The 15,929-nt window shown below is 70.7% G+C and carries 15 protein-coding genes and 1 pseudogene; 3 read left to right on the top strand and 13 right to left on the bottom strand.

Features of this window, described 5'->3' with window-relative positions:
• Positions 1 to 99: 99 nt before the first annotated feature.
• The gene (locus OG246_RS29205) at positions 100 to 1,020 is read right to left on the bottom strand and encodes a zinc-binding dehydrogenase (RefSeq protein WP_266469858.1); all 921 of its coding nucleotides are present in this window, start codon (positions 1,018 to 1,020) and stop codon (positions 100 to 102) included.
• Between the two features lie 110 nt (positions 1,021 to 1,130).
• On the opposite strand from OG246_RS29205, the gene OG246_RS29200 reads away from it, so the two are divergent.
• The 3 genes and pseudogenes from OG246_RS29200 to OG246_RS29190 form a co-directional block, all read left to right on the top strand.
• On the top strand, positions 1,131 to 1,997 hold the full coding sequence (locus OG246_RS29200; RefSeq protein ID WP_266471003.1) for a bifunctional 2-polyprenyl-6-hydroxyphenol methylase/3-demethylubiquinol 3-O-methyltransferase UbiG: 867 nt from the start codon (positions 1,131 to 1,133) through the stop codon (positions 1,995 to 1,997).
• A gap of 303 nt (positions 1,998 to 2,300) precedes the next feature.
• Entirely contained in the window at positions 2,301 to 3,443 is a 1,143-nt protein-coding gene (gene rho / locus OG246_RS29195; RefSeq protein ID WP_266469857.1) for a transcription termination factor Rho, read from the top strand.
• A 102-nt stretch (positions 3,444 to 3,545) separates the two neighbouring features.
• Positions 3,546 to 4,421 (top strand): annotated as a pseudogene (locus OG246_RS29190) (D-alanyl-D-alanine carboxypeptidase family protein); the annotation flags it as partial.
• Positions 4,422 to 4,432: 11 nt separating this feature from the next.
• Here the strand turns inward: OG246_RS29190 and OG246_RS29185 are convergent.
• The 12 genes from OG246_RS29185 to OG246_RS29130 form a co-directional block, all read right to left on the bottom strand.
• Positions 4,433 to 5,857: a glycosyltransferase 87 family protein gene (locus OG246_RS29185; RefSeq protein WP_323178340.1), complete on the bottom strand. Its 1,425-nt coding sequence runs from the start codon at positions 5,855 to 5,857 to the stop codon at positions 4,433 to 4,435.
• Positions 5,854 to 7,242 (bottom strand): polyprenol phosphomannose-dependent alpha 1,6 mannosyltransferase MptB, encoded by a 1,389-nt coding sequence (gene mptB, locus OG246_RS29180; RefSeq protein ID WP_266469853.1) that lies wholly within the window; start codon positions 7,240 to 7,242, stop codon positions 5,854 to 5,856. Before mptB ends, OG246_RS29185 begins: the two co-directional genes overlap by 4 nt.
• 146 nt (positions 7,243 to 7,388) lie before the next feature.
• Positions 7,389 to 8,321, bottom strand: coding sequence for a glutaminase (locus OG246_RS29175; protein WP_266469851.1), 933 nt, complete (start codon positions 8,319 to 8,321; stop codon positions 7,389 to 7,391).
• A gap of 33 nt (positions 8,322 to 8,354) precedes the next feature.
• Complete coding sequence (aspA, locus tag OG246_RS29170) at positions 8,355 to 9,800, bottom strand: aspartate ammonia-lyase (RefSeq protein ID WP_266469849.1); 1,446 nt, start codon at positions 9,798 to 9,800, stop codon at positions 8,355 to 8,357.
• A gap of 132 nt (positions 9,801 to 9,932) precedes the next feature.
• The gene (locus tag OG246_RS29165; RefSeq protein ID WP_266469847.1) at positions 9,933 to 10,967 is read right to left on the bottom strand and encodes an asparaginase; all 1,035 of its coding nucleotides are present in this window, start codon (positions 10,965 to 10,967) and stop codon (positions 9,933 to 9,935) included.
• A complete protein-coding gene (locus OG246_RS29160) occupies positions 10,964 to 12,403 on the bottom strand; it encodes an amino acid permease (RefSeq protein WP_266469845.1) in 1,440 nt (479 codons plus the stop codon). Before OG246_RS29160 ends, OG246_RS29165 begins: the two co-directional genes overlap by 4 nt.
• The gene (locus OG246_RS29155; protein ID WP_266469844.1) at positions 12,400 to 13,131 is read right to left on the bottom strand and encodes a FadR/GntR family transcriptional regulator; all 732 of its coding nucleotides are present in this window, start codon (positions 13,129 to 13,131) and stop codon (positions 12,400 to 12,402) included. Before OG246_RS29155 ends, OG246_RS29160 begins: the two co-directional genes overlap by 4 nt.
• 123 nt (positions 13,132 to 13,254) lie before the next feature.
• Positions 13,255 to 14,088: an undecaprenyl-diphosphate phosphatase gene (locus OG246_RS29150; protein ID WP_266469842.1), complete on the bottom strand. Its 834-nt coding sequence runs from the start codon at positions 14,086 to 14,088 to the stop codon at positions 13,255 to 13,257.
• Positions 14,089 to 14,159: 71 nt separating this feature from the next.
• A complete protein-coding gene (gene crcB, locus OG246_RS29145; RefSeq protein WP_266469841.1) occupies positions 14,160 to 14,534 on the bottom strand; it encodes a fluoride efflux transporter CrcB in 375 nt (124 codons plus the stop codon).
• A 2-nt stretch (positions 14,535 to 14,536) separates the two neighbouring features.
• Entirely contained in the window at positions 14,537 to 14,911 is a 375-nt protein-coding gene (locus OG246_RS29140) for a DUF190 domain-containing protein (protein ID WP_266469839.1), read from the bottom strand.
• A 57-nt stretch (positions 14,912 to 14,968) separates the two neighbouring features.
• On the bottom strand, positions 14,969 to 15,433 hold the full coding sequence (gene crcB / locus OG246_RS29135; protein WP_266469837.1) for a fluoride efflux transporter CrcB: 465 nt from the start codon (positions 15,431 to 15,433) through the stop codon (positions 14,969 to 14,971).
• A 196-nt stretch (positions 15,434 to 15,629) separates the two neighbouring features.
• On the bottom strand, positions 15,630 to 15,917 hold the full coding sequence (locus OG246_RS29130) for a winged helix-turn-helix domain-containing protein (RefSeq protein WP_266471001.1): 288 nt from the start codon (positions 15,915 to 15,917) through the stop codon (positions 15,630 to 15,632).
• Between the last annotated feature and the right edge of the window lie 12 nt (positions 15,918 to 15,929).

Below are 15,929 nucleotides of genomic sequence, written 5' to 3'. Positions count from 1 at the left end.
GGCCGGCCGTCAGCGAGCCCTCTCGGACCGTACGGTCAACCCGGCGCCCTCGAAGGACTGTTGAGCGGGCTTCGGGCGTCGGACATGTCGGCGAGGGCGTCACCCGACGTCCAGCACCGCCTTCCCCCGCAACCGCCGGTTCCCCAGTGCCTCCACCGCGTCCGCGACCTTGTCCCACGGCCCGCGCCAGCCGACGGGCACGCGCAGCCTCCCCGCCGCGACCAGGGCGAGCAGCCGGTCCAACTGCGCCCGGCGGTCGGTGAGTCCGGCGCCGTTGTAGACGGAGACGATCGTCTTGGGGATGGGGCTGCCCAGTGTGGAGCCCACGGGGAGCGAGGCTCCGTGTCCGGCGGCCCAGCCGACGCTCTGGAGGCTGCCACCGGGGGCGAGCAGACCGTAGGCGGCGACCAGTTGGTCTCCGCCGGCCGTGTCCACCACCACGTCCACCGGGAGGGTCACCCCGCTGAGCCCGATCGCCACCTCGTCCGCCCCGAGCTCGGCGAGACCACGGGCGCTCTCCTCGGAACCGGCGACTCCGATGACGTACGCACCACCGAGCGCCGCGAGCTGCACCGCGAACCCCCCGACGCCACCTGACGCGCCGGTCACCAGCACCCTGCGGCCGAGCAGCGACCCCGCCTGTTCCAGGGCCCGCAGAGCCGTGCCCGCGGCGACCGGCAGCGTGGCCGCCTCGCCGAGCTCGACACCGTCGGGCACCACGGCCACGTCCGCCGCATCCATGGCCCGCAGCGCGCCGAAGCCGCCGCCCTCCGCGAATCCCACCACCCGGCTGCCGACGACGGGGCCGGTGCCGTCCGCGGAGGCCGTCACGACGACGCCTGCCGCGTCGAAGCCGATGACCTCGCCGGGCGCGGCCCGCTCCGCGAAGAAGAGCTCGGCCGCGTTGAGGGACGTGTGCCGGACCTCGATCAGAACCTGCCCTGGCCCGGGTACGGGATCAGGGGCGTCGCCCAGGCGCAGTCTTCCGGGTGCCGTGGGATCAACGATCAGTGCGCGCATGCGAGGACCCTCTCTCGTGGTCGGCGACTCGACACCCACCAACTCGCGCCGATCCGGAGTTCTTCCCGCCGCTCCCCGGCCGCGCACGATTGGATGTCCCCATGACCGAGATGGACGGCGGGCACCGGAACGGACGCGAGCACGAGCACGAGCACGAGCACGAGCGGATGATGCGGGCCAACCAGGCCAACTGGGACGCGCGTACCCCCGTTCACCTCGCCAGTCGGTTCTACGGGCTGCACGAGAAACTCGACCCGGCCCGCTGGTTCGGCGCCTTCGAGTGGGAGGACCTCGGCGAACTGGCCGGCCGCGACGTGCTCCACCTCCAATGCCACCTCGGCACCGAGACGATCGCCTTCGCCGAGCGCGGCGCCCGCGCCGTCGGCCTCGACATCTCCGAGGCCTCGGTGGCGGCCGCTACCGGCATCGCGGCACGGGCGGGCGCCGACGTCGCGTACGTACGAGCCAATGTGTACGACGCCGTCGAAGCCCTGGGCGGTCGGCGCTTCGACGTGGTGTACACCGGCAAGGGCGCCCTGTGCTATCTGCCCGACCTGGACCGCTGGGCCACCACCATCGCCCAACTCCTGCGCCCCGAGGGGCGGTTGTACATCGCCGAGTTCCATCCCCTGCTCAACTCGCTGGGTCCCAAGCCGGCGCCGGACGAGGGTGGTGAACTGCGTTTGCGGCACGACTACTTGGGCGGCAGGGACGCCGTCCACCGGGACGCGACGTACACCTACACGGACGGTCCGGCCGTACGCGGCGCGACCGACAGCTACGAGTGGATGCACGGCCTGGACGACGTCATCAACGCGCTGATCGGGGCGGGCCTGCGCATCCGGCGACTACGGGAGAGCGACGAGCTGCCCTGGCCCCGGTGGCCGCAGATGACCCGTACCCCGTCCGGCTGGTGGCGGCTGCCGGAGACCGAGCCCCACATCCCGCTGCTGTACGGCCTGCTCGCGGGCCGCTGAGACACACATCACAGCCGATCCCCGCCATGGGGTGCTACAGTGCGATCAGCACTTGTGTACGCCCCGTCTCGGGCGCCGGTGTTTATCTCATCTCTTCCCGCTGACACGCCCGTCGACTTCCGACCGGCGGAACAGCTTTCCAGCACATCACTTCTTGAGCACGGCCACAGGCAGTTCCTGCCGTCGCCGTACGCGCTGTGATGTCTCCCCGCCGCACGGATGCGTGAGCACGCCGCCTCCCCCGGCACATCCCCCTCCCTTCCTCATGACCTCATGAACCCGTCCTTGAAAGGACCACCCATCATGACCACCACACTCGAACACCCTCCAGTACGACAGCAGCAGCTCCCGGCCCAGGCCACCGGTGTCCTCGACATCGCGCACAACGGGCAGGGGTACCTGCGCGCCGCCGCGAGCTGCCTCCCCACGCCGACCGACGTCCAGGTCTCCGCCGCGCTGATCCGCCGTTACGGCCTGCGCAAGGGCGACACCGTCGAAGGCGTACGCGGCGGGCCCCGCGCCCTCGCCGAGGTGGAGCGCATCAACGGGCGTACTCCCGAAGAGCTGCGCCACCGCCCGCACTTCCGTGACCTCACCCCGCTGCACCCCCGGGACCGGCTCCGCCTGGAGCACCCCGCGAGCGGTATCGCCGGACGCCTCGTCGACCTGGTGTCACCGGTCGGCAAGGGCCAGCGCGGCCTGATCGTCGCCCCGCCCAAGACCGGCAAGACGGTGCTGCTCCAGCAGATCGCCGCGGCCGTCGCGGGCAACCACCCCGAAGTCCACCTGATGGTGCTGCTGCTCGACGAGCGGCCCGAAGAAGTGACCGACATGCGGCGCTCGGTCCGGGGCGAGGTCTTCGCCTCGACCTTCGACCAGGCGCCCAAGCAGCACATCGCACTCGCCGAACTCGTCATCGAGCGCGCCAAGCGGCTCGTCGAGCAGGGCGAGGACGTCGTCATCCTGATGGACTCGCTCACCCGGCTGTGCCGGGCGCACAACAACGCGGCCTCCTCGGGTGGCCGCACCCTGAGCGGCGGCGTCGACGCGGCCGCGGTGCACGGCCCCAAGCGGTTCTTCGGTGCCGCACGCCTCGCCGAGGAGGGCGGCTCGCTGACCATCCTCGCCACCGCCCTGGTGGACACCGGCTCCCGTGCCGACGACTACTTCTTCGAGGAGCTCAAGAGCACCGGCAACATGGAGCTCCGCCTCGACCGCACCCTGTCCTCCAGGCGAGTGTTCCCGGCCGTCGACATCACGCCGTCCGGCACCCGTCGCGAGGAACTCCTCGTGCCCGCCACCGAGTTGAACACCATGCGAGGACTGCGCCGCGCCCTGCAGACCCGGGACGGCCAGACCGGCCTGGAAACCCTCCTCGAGCGGATGCGCGCCACCCCGGACAACGCGTCCTTCCTCCGCCAGGTCCAGCCCACGCTGCACGCCTGACCACTGCCGTCCGCACCTCCCGCGTGCGGCATCCGGGTGCTCGATCCCGCCGTTCGGGCCTGGCACCCCGGCGTACGGCATGTACGTTCCTACGTTTGCGGAATGACCATCGGATTCTCTTCCCGCGCCGCCGTCCGCTGTTCCGCCGTCTGTGTGGCCGGGGCCCTGGCCCTCGCACCGAGTGCGGCCGCCGCCCGAGCCGGCACGGACCCGGGGACACCTAGAGCCTCGGCCTCGCAGCCGCCGCTGTACCGGGCCGGGACGCAGGTACGGCCACGAGCCGGAGCGCCCGAGGTCCCCGAGGACGTCTCCGCACTGTCGTGGCTGGTGGCCGACGCCCGCACCGGCGGAGTGCTCGCCGCGCACAACGCGCACCGCAAACTGCCGCCCGCGAGCACACTGAAGACCCTTTTCGCCCTCACGGTGCTCCCCGTACTGCCCGGCGGCATCCGGCACACCGTCACCGAAGAGGAACTGCAGGGCATCGGCGACGGCAGCAGCCTGGTGGGCGTCGCCGAAGGACGCACCTACCGGGTGGCGGACCTCTGGCGCGGTGTCTTCCTCAATTCCGGCAACGACGCCGTCCACGTGCTCGCCGCGATGAACGGCGGCTGGCGCACCACGGCCGCCCGGATGCAGGCCAAGGCCCGGGCTCTGGGCGCCCTCGACACACATGTCCTGTCACCCGACGGGTACGACACGCCGGGGCAGGTCTCGTCGGCCTACGACCTGGCGGTGTTCGGGCGGGCCGGGCTGCGCAACGCCGACTTCGCACGGTACTGCTCCACCGTCGAGGCCATGTTCCCCGGTGGGGGCGGCTGGTCCTTCGAGATCGAGAACACCAACCGGCTGCTGACCGGCGCCGACGGAGTGGAGCCGTACCCGGGCCTGATCGGCGTCAAGAACGGCTCCACCAGCAACGCGGGCAGCACACTCGTGGCCGCCGCGCGCCGGGGCGGGCGCACCCTGATCGTCACCGTGATGAACCCTCAGGCGGGCGGCGGGTTCACGGTGTACGAGGAGGCCCGCTCGCTGCTCGACTGGGGTTTCAAGGCGTCCGGGCGGGTAGAGCCCGTCGGGTCGCTCCTCGACACGCGTCCCGTGCCGGCGGCAGGACCCGCCGCCGCCCTGCCGGTGGCGCTGCCCGCGACCGACGGACCCGGCTGGCCCGCGGCCGCCGCGATCGCGGGCGCGGCCTGTCTCGGCGCGGGAATCGTCGCCCTGGCCCTGCGGATCAGAGTCGGCCGGCCGACGCGCGGCTGACCGACCGGCAGCCACAGCAGCAGCCCGAGCGTGATCCACGTATACGCGTTGCTGCCGACGAAGCCGTCGACGCCGGACGCGTCGTCGAACCACAGCCACACCACGCTGGTGCACAGGATCGCGTACAGGATGCCCGCGACCCGCAGTCGGCGCCTGCGCAGCAGCACGGCGAAGGCCGGGAGCAGCCAGACGAGGTGGTGGACCCAGGTGATCGGGCTGACGAGGCAGGCGGTGAGGCCGGTGAGGGCGAACGCGGCCGTCCAGTCCTCGGCGGCCACCGCACGGGAAGTCCGCCAGGCCCATACGCACAGGACCACCAGGGCGGTGGCCGCCCAGAGGGCCTTGCTCGGTTCGCCCGGCGCGGCGAGCCGGGCCAGGACGCCCTGCAACGACTGGTTGGAGACATAGCCGAGGCGTCCGATGCGGTCCGTGTCCCACAGCGCGTGGGTCCAGTAGAAACGCGAGGCGTCCGGCGCCACCCAGGCCGCAAGGGCGGTGGCCGCGGCGGCGACGCCCGTGGCAACTCCGGCGGCACGCCAGCGCCTTGCCAGCAGCAGCATGCCGATGAAGATCGCGGGGGTGAGCTTGATGGCCGCGGCGAGGCCGATACCGACGCCCGCCCGGCGGCCCCGGCCGGTGGCCAGCAGCCACAGGTCACTCAGGACGAGGGCCAGGAGCAGCAGGTTCACCTGGCCGAAGGTGAAGGTGTCGCGGACCGGTTCGAACAGGGCCAGCAGGCAGGCCGCCAGGGCGAAGCCGAACCAGCCGTAGCGGCGCAGCGCGGGCCCGACGAGGATCCACACCACGGCTGCGAGCGCGGCGAGGTTGAGGAGCAGTCCGATGGCGATCGCGGTGTGCAGTCCGACCAGCGCCATGGGCAGCATGCTGAGAGCCGCGAACGGCGGATAGGTGAAGCCGTACGTCGTCCCGGGCACGAGGTAGTCGTAGATCCGGCCGTCGTGGTGGGCCCAGGCGTCGATCGTCCCGTAGTAGACGCGCAGGTCGAACCAGTCGCGCAGGAGCGGCACGGTGGCGGTGAACACGGTCACGGCGGCGGTGAGTCCCAGTACCAGGAACAGGCGTCCCCGGTCCGTACGGGGAAGTCTCGGAGTGACGCGGGGAAGTCCGGGAAAGGAGCGCGGGCGTCTCATGCGGTGCGCTCCAGTACCGGCGCCTGCGCCGCTTGATGGGCCTGCCAGAGGACGACGAGGGCGAGCAGTCCGCCGGAGACGGCCAGGATCACCTGTTCGGCGTCCGGCGCGTACCCGCTCGGCAGCACGGCGAGCGCGAGGACTCCGCTCACGGCCGCGACCCGGTGGCGCACCGAACCGCTGGGCGCCGCCGCGGCGATGAGGAACAGCCCCCACAGTGCATACCAGGGCCGGATCGCCGGACCGAACACGGCCACGGCGGCGAGGCTCAGGCCCAGTGCGTAGATCGGTCCCGGCCTGAGGCGCAGCCATATGAACAGGACGATGAGTACGGTCACCACGATTCCGGCCGTGTGCCAGGCGGGCAGGGCCAGCGGTGCGAGGCCGCTGCCGAGTTTCTCGAGCAGGGTGCCGGTGGCACGGCCGAGCAGGCTGGTGAGCGACCAGTTGTGCGGCGACACGGGGGTCTTCAGAGCCGCGATCCAGCCGTAGCCCGTGCCGGTGACGGTGGTCACCACGACGGTGGTGGCGAGAGCCGCGACGGCGGTGGTCAGGGTGGAGCGCACCAGCCCCCGCCGCCCGCGCAGCGCGATCACCGCAAGCAGGCCGAGCGCGGCGGGCGCCTTGACCAGCGCCGCGAGGGTGATGAGGACGACGCCCACGACCGGCCAGCGGCCGCGCGCGGCCACCAGTCCGGTGCCGAGCAGTCCGAGCATGATGGCGTCGTTGTGCGCTCCGGCCACCAGGTGCAGCAGGACGAGGGGGTTGAGCGCGCCCAGCCACAGCGCGGCGGCCGGATCGGCTCCGCTGTGCCGGGCGAGCCGGGGCAGCGCCGCCGCCATCAGGCCGACACCCAGCAGGGCGACCAGACGCATGCCGAGCAGTCCGGCCGGGAGCTCCCCGCGGGTGAGGCCGGACAGTGCGGAGGCGACGGCGAGGAAGACCGGGCCGTACGGCGTCGTGCTCTGCTGCCACACCGGCGCCACCTCGTCGGCGAGCGGACCGCCGAGCTGCGCCGGGCCGTGCGCGTACACGTCGATGTGCGCGTCGACCATCGCGCCCTGCGCGAGATAGCTGTACACGTCGCGGCTGAACAGCGGCGGCGCGAGCAGCAGCGGCGCCGCCCAGACGGCCAGAACGAGCAGCAGCGACCGCGGAGTCGGCGGTTCGGGGCCGCGTACGACGGTGCCGAGGAGCGCCCATGCCGCTATGAGCAGGACGACGCCGAAGTACACGCCGACCAGGCCGAGTACGGCCTCGGCGGACTCGGGGGCGAGAAACTCCCGCGCGGGCAGGGCTCCGGCCGTCTCACCGCCGAGAGCGAGAAAGGCGGAGCCGGCCAGACCGAGAGCCTGACAGCGGCGGAGATCGACGGGAAAAGCCATGGCCAACACTCGAGAAGCGTGTCAACGCCGAGTGGCCGTAAAGCGACGTACTTCTCTCCGGACGGCGGCCTACGCGTGACCTCCGTGTGAGATCCGCGCGACGAGGACCGGTTCCGGGCACGGACAGCCGCCACCGGGGCGGCAGATCAGAAGACGGACACGCCTGTCAGCGTCGTGAACCGGTCGAGAGCCGCGACGCCCGCCACCGAGTTCCCGCTCTGGTCGAGACCCGGGCTCCACACGCACAACGTGCACCGCCCCGGCACGACCGCGATGATCCCGCCGCCCACACCGCTCTTGCCGGGCAGCCCCACGCGGTACGCGAACTCGCCCGCCGCGTCGTAGGCGCCGCAGGTGAGCATCACCGCGTTGACCTGTTTGGCCTGGGTCTGGGTGAGCAGCCGGGAGCCGCCGGCCCGGAGGCCGTGTCTGGCCAGAAAGCCGGTGGCCAGCGCCAGATCGGCGCAGGAGGCCTCGATCGAGCACTGCCGGAAGTACTGCTCCAGGAGCACCGGCACGGGGTTGTCGATATTGCCGTACGACGCCATGAAGTGGGCGAGGGCCGCGTTGCGGTCGCCGTGCGCGGCCTCGGAGGCGGCGACGTCCTTGTCGAAGGTCAGGTCCTGGTTGCCGCTCTCGGCGCGCAGGAAGGCGAGCAGGGACCCGGCCGCGTCTCCGGTCTGTGTCTGCAGGCGGTCGGTGACGACGAGGGCTCCCGCGTTGATGAACGGGTTGCGCGGGATGCCGTTCTCGTACTCCAGCTGCACCAGGGAGTTGAAGGCGTTGCCGGAGGGCTCGCGGCCGACGTGCTCCCACAGCGCGTCGCCCTCGCGGGCCAGGTCGAGGGCGAGCGTGAAGACCTTGGTGATGGACTGGGTGGAGAAGGGCACACGCCAGTCCCCCACGCCGTAGACCGTGCCGTCGAGCTCGGCGACGGCCATGCCGAAGCGGCGTGGGTCGCAGGCGGCGAGCGCCGGGATGTAGTCGGCGGGCCGCCCGCGGCCGGGGGTCTGCGCGATCTCGGTGGCGATGCGTTCCAGGACCGGCTGAAAGGTCAGCGACGGGGACATGATCACCATTGTGCCGTCCGGCCGGTCCCGGTGCTCATCGGCTCAGAGCGCCCTCGGGGCGGTCCCCGAGGTGGCCTGCGGGGTGCCGCTGCCCGCGAGCACCTCGGGCCGGAGCAGTGCCTCAAGGCGTTCGGCGGGCAACAGGCCCTTCTCCAGGACGAGTTCGGCGACTCCGCGGCCGGTGGCGAGGGCCTCCTTGGCGATGTCGGTGGCCGCCGTGTACCCGATGTGCGGGTTGAGCGCGGTGACCAGGCCGATGGAGTTCTCGACCGCCGCGCGGAGCACCTCCGTGTTGGCGGTGATCCCGTCGACGCACCTCTCCGCGAGGGTCAGGCAGGCGGCACTCAGGTGCGTGATGCTCTCCGAGAGCGAGTGCAGGATGATCGGCTCGAACGCGTTGAGCTGGAGCTGTCCCGCCTCGGCAGCCATGGTGATGGTGACGTCGTTGCCGATCACCTCGAAGGCGACCTGGTTGACGACTTCGGGGATCACCGGGTTGACCTTGCCTGGCATGATGCTCGAACCGGCCTGCACGGGCGGCAGGTTGATCTCGTTCAGCCCGGCGCGCGGCCCGGAGGACAGCAGCCGCAGGTCGTTGCAGCTCTTGGACAGCTTGACCGCGATCCGCTTCAGCACGCCCGACATCTGGACGAACGCGCCGCAGTCCTGGGTCGCCTCGACCAGATTGGCGGCGGTGACCAGCGGCAGCCCGGTGATGTCCGCGAGATGGCGGCGCGCCGACTCCGCGTATCCGGCGGGGGCGTTGAGCCCGGTGCCGATCGCGGTGGCCCCGAGGTTGATCTCGTGGATCAGCTCGACGGCCTCGGCGAGGCGGAGCCGGTCCTCGTCCAGCATCACGGCGTACGACGAGAACTCCTGCCCCAGCGTCATCGGCACCGCGTCCTGGAGCTGTGTACGCCCCATCTTCAAAACGTCACGGAACTCGACCGCCTTGCGGGCGAAGGCATCCTGGAGCACGGCCATCGCCTTGAGCAGCCCGCGTACCGCGAAGACCGTGGCGACCTTGACCGCGGTCGGGTAGACGTCGTTGGTCGACTGGCCGAGGTTGACGTCCTCGTTGGGGTGCAGATGCAGGTAGTCGCCCTTGGCGTGGCCGAGGAGCTCCAACGCCCGGTTGGCGATCACCTCGTTGGCGTTCATGTTCGTCGAGGTGCCGGCGCCGCCCTGGATGACGTCGACGACGAACTGGTCGTGCAGTTCGCCGTCCCGGATCTCCCGGCAGGCCGCGACGATGGCGGCCGCCTTGCGGGGCTCAAGGAGGCCGAGTTCCTCGTTGGCGCGAGCGGCGGCCTCCTTGACGGCGGCGAGGGCGTCGATCAGGTGCGGATAGGCGGATATCGCGGTGCCCGTGATGGGGAAGTTCTCCGTGGCCCGCAGGGTGTGGATCCCCCAGTACGCCTCGGCGGGAACGTCCCGGTCTCCGAGCAGGTCGTGTTCGCTGCGGTGGGCTACGGCGACGGTGATCATGGCTGAGCGGTCCTCTTTCGAAGGGGGAGGCGTAGAAGAATGGGTAAGCGGCAGCGGACCTAGGGGCGCGGGGAACTGCGCGACCAGCCACAACGGCCCCGCACCCGCCCCACAACCCTCGTCGCACGGCGCTCAGGCGCACATGTCATGCGCCGGCAGCGGATCAAGCGCACGGGCAGGGCGGACGTGACCGACCACCACGCCACCCCCGAGGAGAGGCACACCGCCGAACTCCGCAAGAGCGCCCGGATCGACCCCGGCCCGGACCAAGGCAGCCGCAGCCACCGGAACCCGCGCCCGATCGGCCCCGTCGGCAATCTTCACGGCGATAGCCCGACCATCCGGCAGCGCCGCGACCTGCACACCTTCGAATCCGTCCTTGGCGAGCAGCCCCGGCACGGCCCGCATCAGCGCGGCGACGTCGCGCCCGGAACCGGAGGCCATCTCGGCGTGCTCACGCATGGCGTCGGCCACCATCGCCTCGGGGGTGCCCGGGGCCGCGGTGGTGATCCGCGCGGCGGCGCGCGCGAGCCCGTGCAGTGAGACCGACAACAGGGGCGCCCCGCAGCCGTCGACGCTCACCCGCGCGATCGCCTGCCCGGTGAGGTCCTCGACGATCTCCGCGATGGCCTGCTGGAGCGGGTGCCCGGGGTCGAGGTAGTCGTCGAGCGACCAGCCGTTGAGCTTGGCGGTGTACAGCATGGCGGCGTGTTTGCCCGAGCAGTTCTGCGCGAGCCGGGAGGGCAGCCGCCCCTCACGGACCCAGTCCTCGCGTACGACCGGGTCGAAGGGCAGGTCCCGGACGTTGCGCAGCTGGTCCTCGCGCAGTCCGGCCAGCTCCAGGATCCGCCGGGTGCCGGCCAGATGGCGTTCCTCGCCGGAGTGGCTGGCCGCGGCCAGCGAGAGCAGCTCGCCGTCGAGCGGCAGTCCGGCCCGCAGCATCGCCGCGGCCTGGAGGGGTTTGAGTGCCGAGCGCGGGTAGAAGGCGGCCTCGATGTCGCCGATCTGCAGCTCCACGCGGCCGTCGGCTGCCAGCACGACGACCGAGCCGTAGTGGATGCCTTCGATGACTCCGCCGCGTACGAGATGGGCGACGGGTGCGTGCAGGGGCTCGCGGATCACTGGAGCCGCCGCGAGTGAACTGCCGTACCTGACTGCCTGGTTCACGCGTCCGCTCCGTCGCGTATCCCGGCGACCCGGCGGCGCACTCCGTACCAGCCGGCGACGAGAGCCGCCGCGATCAGCGGGAGACACAGCACGGTCGTCCGTCCGGCGCCACCGTCGGCGTACATCAGAACGAGCACGGAGAGCAGGAAGCCGATGGTCACGACCTCGGTCCACGGCGAACCGGGGAGGCGGTAACTCGGCCTGGACAGCTCGCCGTTCTCCGTCTTGCGCCAGAACAGCAGGTGGCAGAGCATGATCATGCCCCAGGTGGCGAGGATGCCGATCGCCGCGAAGTTCAGCACGATCTCGAAGGCGTCGGCGGGCACGACGAAGTTGAGGCCGACGCCGAGTACGCAGATGCCGCTGGTGAGCAGGATCCCGCCGTACGGGACCTGGCTGCGGCTCATCACTCCGGTGAACCTCGGTGCGGAACCGGACATGGCCATGGAGCGCAGGATGCGGCCGGTGGAGTACAGGCCGGAGTTGAGCGAGGACATGGCGGCGGTGAGGACGACGAGGTTCATGACGCCGCCCGCTGCGGGGATGCCGATGTTCGACAGGACGGTGACGAAGGGGCTCTCTCCCCCGGTGTACTTGTTCCAGGGCAGCAGCATCGACAGGAGGAGCACGGAGCCGACGTAGAAGATGCCGACGCGCCACATAATGGAGTTGATGGCCTTCGGCATGATCTTCTCGGGGTTCTCGGTCTCGCCCGCCGCGACGCCGACCAGTTCGACGGAGGCGTAGGCGAAGACGACGCCCTGGATGATCAGGAGCATCGGCAGCATGCCGTTGGGGAAGACACCGCCGTTGTCGGTGATCAGGGACGGGCCGGGGGCGTGGCCGTCGACGGGGTGCTGGGTGACGAGGAGGAAGATGCCGATGAGCATGAAGGCGACGAGTGCGCCGACCTTGATGATCGCGAACCAGAACTCCAGTTCGCCGAACATCTTCACCGATATGAGGTTCACGGTGAGGACGACGGCGAGCGCGATGAGCGCGATCACCCACTGCGGGACGTCGGAGAACATGCCCCAGTAGTGCGTGTAGAGGGCCACGGCGGTGATATCGGCGATGCCGGTGGTGGCCCAGTTGAGGAAGTACATCCAGCCCGCGATGTACGCGCCCTTCTCACCGAGGAACTCACGGGCGTACGACACGAAGGCGCCCGACGACGGCCGGTACAGGACGAGTTCGCCCAGCGCGCGGACGACCAGGAAGGCGAAGAGGCCGCAGACCGCGTAGGCGACGAACAGCGAGGGTCCGGCGTCGGCGAGGCGGCCTCCGGCGCCGAGGAAGAGGCCGGTGCCGATGGCTCCGCCGATGGCGATCATGTTGACGTGCCGGGACTTGAGCGACTTGCTGTAGCCCGCGTCGCCGGCGTCGACATGGCCGCTCGCCGCGCGCGCTTCTTGTTTCAGGGACTGCTCGCTCACGCCTCGGGTCCGCCTTTCGTGGGGGTGTCCGTGCGCTCGGGGTGCACGATGGAGGTGAGGGTGTTCTCGACGCGGTCGAGGTGATGGGACATGGCTTCCACCGCGTCGTGCTCGCTGCCGTCGATCAACGCCTCGACGATCGCGCGGTGTTCGCGGTTGGACTGCTCGCGGCGGTCGCCGAGTTCGTTGAGGAAGGCCGACTGACGTGCCAGGGCGTCCCGGATCTCTTCGATGACCCTGCGGAAGACCGGGTTCTGGGAGGCCTCGGCGACGGCGATGTGGAAGATCGTGTCCATCGCCACCCACGCGGTGGTGTCGATCTCCCGCTCCATCCGCTCCAGGAGATGCGCGAGGTGGTCGAGGTTCTCCGGGGTGCGGCGCACCGCCGCGTACCCGGCGACGGGGATCTCGACGTGGCGGCGCACCTCGAGCAGGTCGCTGGCCGCGTAGTCGCCGAAGGTGGGGTCCTCGACCGTGTTGGCGAGCACGAAGGTGCCCTTGCCGGTACGGGAGACGGTCAGGCCCATCACCTGCAGGGCCCGTAGCGCCTCGCGGAGCACGGGGCGGCTGACCTCCAGGCGGCGGCACAGCTCCGCCTCGGAGGGAAGCTTGTCGCCGATGGCGTACTCGCCGCGCTCGATGGCGCTGCGGAGGTGGGTGAGCACCGCTTCCATGGCGCTGACGCGCCGCGGTACCGAGCCACCTGTCTGGCTGTCTGACAGGTTCACGGGGGTGATACTCCGGGGAACGGGAGGCGGCTGTCAAGGGTGGAAGGCGTGAGAGCCGGTGCCCGAGGAACGGGCACCGGCTCTCATACCGCGGGCGGATTCACCGTCGCACCGTCGCAGGACTCAGCTGAGCACACCCGCCCCGAGCAGGCCGAACAGCGCGACGCCGATCACGAGCCGGTAGATCACGAAGGCGTTGAAGGAGTGCTTGGCGACATACTTCAGCAGCCAGGCGATGGAGCCGTACGCGACCACGAAGGAGACCAGCGTGCCGACGACGAGCGGGGCCGCGCCGACCCCCGTACCCAGGGCGTCCTTCAGCTCGTAAAGACCGGCGCCGGTCAGGGCGGGGATGCCGAGGAAGAAGGAGAGCCGGGTGGCGGCGACGCGGTCGAGGTCGAGGATGAGCGCCGTGGACATGGTGGCGCCGGAGCGTGAGAAGCCCGGGAAGAGCAGGGCGAGGATCTGGGAGCTGCCGACCAGCATCGCGTCCTTGAACGAGGTGTCGTCCTCGCCCCGCTTGTGCCGGCCCATCTGGTCCGCCGCCCACATCACGCCGCTGCCGACGATCAGCGAGGCCGCGACCACCCACAGCGAGGCGAGCGGGCCTTCGATGAGCGGCTTCGCCGCCAGACCGACGATCACGATCGGGATGGTCGCGTAGATGACCCACCAGGCGAACTTGTAGTCGTGGTGGTAGCGCTCCTCACGGTCGCGCAGGCCGCGGCCCCAAGCGGAGAGGATCCGCACGATGTCCTTGAAGAAGTACACGAGCACGGCGGCGATCGCGCCGACCTGGATGACGGCCGAGAACCCGACCACGGCGTTGTCGTCGACGGGGATGCCCATCAGCCCTTCGGTGATCTTGAGGTGTCCGGTGGAGGAGACGGGGAGGAATTCGGTCACCCCCTCGACGGCTCCGAGGACGACGGCCTGACCGACGTTGATGACGCTCATGGGATCCAGTTCTGGGAGTTGGCCGACAGTGCTGTCGACCGTCCTACTACGTGCGAGCAAGCGTTCGTCGCCTACGACCACACAGTCTGCGCGAAGGAGACCCCCGCGAACGCCGCCCCGAGGCCCGCCGCGACGCTCGCGATCACGTTCGCCGCGGCATGGAACCCGGCGCCCGTCTCGGTCAGCCGCAGCGTCTCGTACGAGAACGTCGAGTACGTGGTCAGTGCCCCGCACAGGCCCGTGCCGATCAGCAGCTGCAGGTGGGAGGAGGCATGTCCCGCCGAGGCCGCGCCGGTCAGGAGGCCGAGGATCAGACAGCCCGTGACGTTGACGGCGAAGGTGCCCCAGGGGAAGACCGAGTCGTGTCTCAGCTGCACCGCGCGGTCGGTCAGATAGCGCAGCGGCGCGCCGACCGCGGCACCGATGATCACCAGCAGCCAGTTCACAACTACCTCTTACCTTCCTTGTCCGTTTCGCCCTGCTTCGGCTCCCGTCCGACGTATCGGATGACCTCGCAGTCGTCGAGGATCACCAGCCCCTCGGTGACCAGTGCGTCGAGCGTCGGCAGGAAGGCGCGTACATGCTCCTCGGTGTCCACGATCACGACGGCCACCGGCAGGTCCTCGCTGAGCGAGAGCAGCCGCGAGGTGTGGATCAGCGAAGAGGCGCCGAAGCCCTCGATACCGCGGAAGACGCTCGCGCCCGCGATGCCTGCCGCACGGGCGCGGTGCACGATCTCCGTGTAGAGGGGCTTGTGGTGCCAGGTGTCGTTCTCGCCGATGAAGATCGTCACGCGCAGGGCGCGACCCGTCAGCCTCGTCATCGCTGCCTCCGCCTGGTCATCGCCGTCTCCGCCCTGGTCATGGCCGCCTCCGACTCGTCATCGCCGCCTCCGTGCCAGTACGCGGCGTGCTGCCGCGACCGCGAGCCAGACCGCCGCGAGGGCCGCGAACAGAGTCGCGGCTAGGTAGCCGAGACCAGTGCCGGGGTGGCCCTCGTCGACCAGTTTCTGGATGTCGACGGCGTACGTCGAGAAGGTGGTGAATCCGCCGAGTACCCCGGTGCCGAAGAACGGCCGCACCAGCCGGTGGGCCACCCACACCTCGGTGACGACCACCATGAAGACGCCGATCACGGCGCAGCCGACGACATTGACCCAGAACGTGGTCCAGGGGAATCCGCCCGGCTGCGCGGGCCACAGCAGCGACGCGCCGTAGCGGGCCGTGGCGCCGATGGCGCCGCCGAGCGCGACCATCGCGACGACCGGCCCCTGGCCGTGCCACGGGGACACCGGCCGCGCGGGAATCCCGACCCGGTCGACTCGCTCTGGCCGTGGGACTGTCATGTGCGTACGTCTCCTACTCGCCGGGGCCCGGTCGCCCGAGCACGCTCCATCGCAAGTAGGGACCGTTGGCGGCACCGACACCGCGGTTCGGGTACGGCGGGCCCCACCGCCGCGCCGCGAGGCAAGATCGCGGCCGGTGAACAGCGTAACGCCGGGTGGGCCGGCCCCGCACACCCAACCGGGGCCCCGGAGGCTCCTACCAGCCCTTCTCGAAGAAGTGGCTGACCTCGGCGATGCGGTACTCGTCGCGGCGGTAGAAGGTGCGACGTCTGATCTTCTTGGTGCGCAGCAGCCCGATCCCGGTGAGGAGGTCGAGGTGGGTGCGCGCGGCGTTCCGGCTCACGCCGAGCTTGGCGGCGAGGGTCGCCGAGCTGATGCCGTCCTCGACGAGGTCGCCGCCCCGCTGCGGCGGAAAGTGCGCGACGGGGTCCCGGAGCCACTCCAGGATGTCCATACGTTGTCCACTGACGGGAACCCTCAGCATCTCGTCCCCCTC

This window comes from Streptomyces sp. NBC_00620, assembly GCF_026341825.1.
Taxonomy (GTDB): domain Bacteria; phylum Actinomycetota; class Actinomycetes; order Streptomycetales; family Streptomycetaceae; genus Streptomyces.
The sequence above is the reverse complement of the archived record's forward strand: the minus strand, read 5'-3'. Positions and strand labels throughout refer to the sequence as shown.

Coding starts and splice junctions, on each gene's coding strand:
- OG246_RS29140 (WP_266469839.1), bottom strand. CDS start 14,911: ATGACGAGGCTGACGGGTCGCGCCCTGCGCGTGACGATCTTCATCGGC.
- OG246_RS29200 (WP_266471003.1), top strand. CDS start 1,131: ATGGACGGCGGGCACCGGAACGGACGCGAGCACGAGCACGAGCACGAG.
- OG246_RS29150 (WP_266469842.1), bottom strand. CDS start 14,088: ATGAGCGTCATCAACGTCGGTCAGGCCGTCGTCCTCGGAGCCGTCGAG.
- mptB (WP_266469853.1), bottom strand. CDS start 7,242: ATGGCTTTTCCCGTCGATCTCCGCCGCTGTCAGGCTCTCGGTCTGGCC.
- OG246_RS29185 (WP_323178340.1), bottom strand. CDS start 5,857: ATGAGACGCCCGCGCTCCTTTCCCGGACTTCCCCGCGTCACTCCGAGA.
- OG246_RS29175 (WP_266469851.1), bottom strand. CDS start 8,321: ATGGTGATCATGTCCCCGTCGCTGACCTTTCAGCCGGTCCTGGAACGC.
- rho (WP_266469857.1), top strand. CDS start 2,301: ATGACCACCACACTCGAACACCCTCCAGTACGACAGCAGCAGCTCCCG.
- OG246_RS29130 (WP_266471001.1), bottom strand. CDS start 15,917: ATGCTGAGGGTTCCCGTCAGTGGACAACGTATGGACATCCTGGAGTGG.
- crcB (WP_266469837.1), bottom strand. CDS start 15,433: ATGACAGTCCCACGGCCAGAGCGAGTCGACCGGGTCGGGATTCCCGCG.
- OG246_RS29205 (WP_266469858.1), bottom strand. CDS start 1,020: ATGCGCGCACTGATCGTTGATCCCACGGCACCCGGAAGACTGCGCCTG.
- aspA (WP_266469849.1), bottom strand. CDS start 9,800: ATGATCACCGTCGCCGTAGCCCACCGCAGCGAACACGACCTGCTCGGA.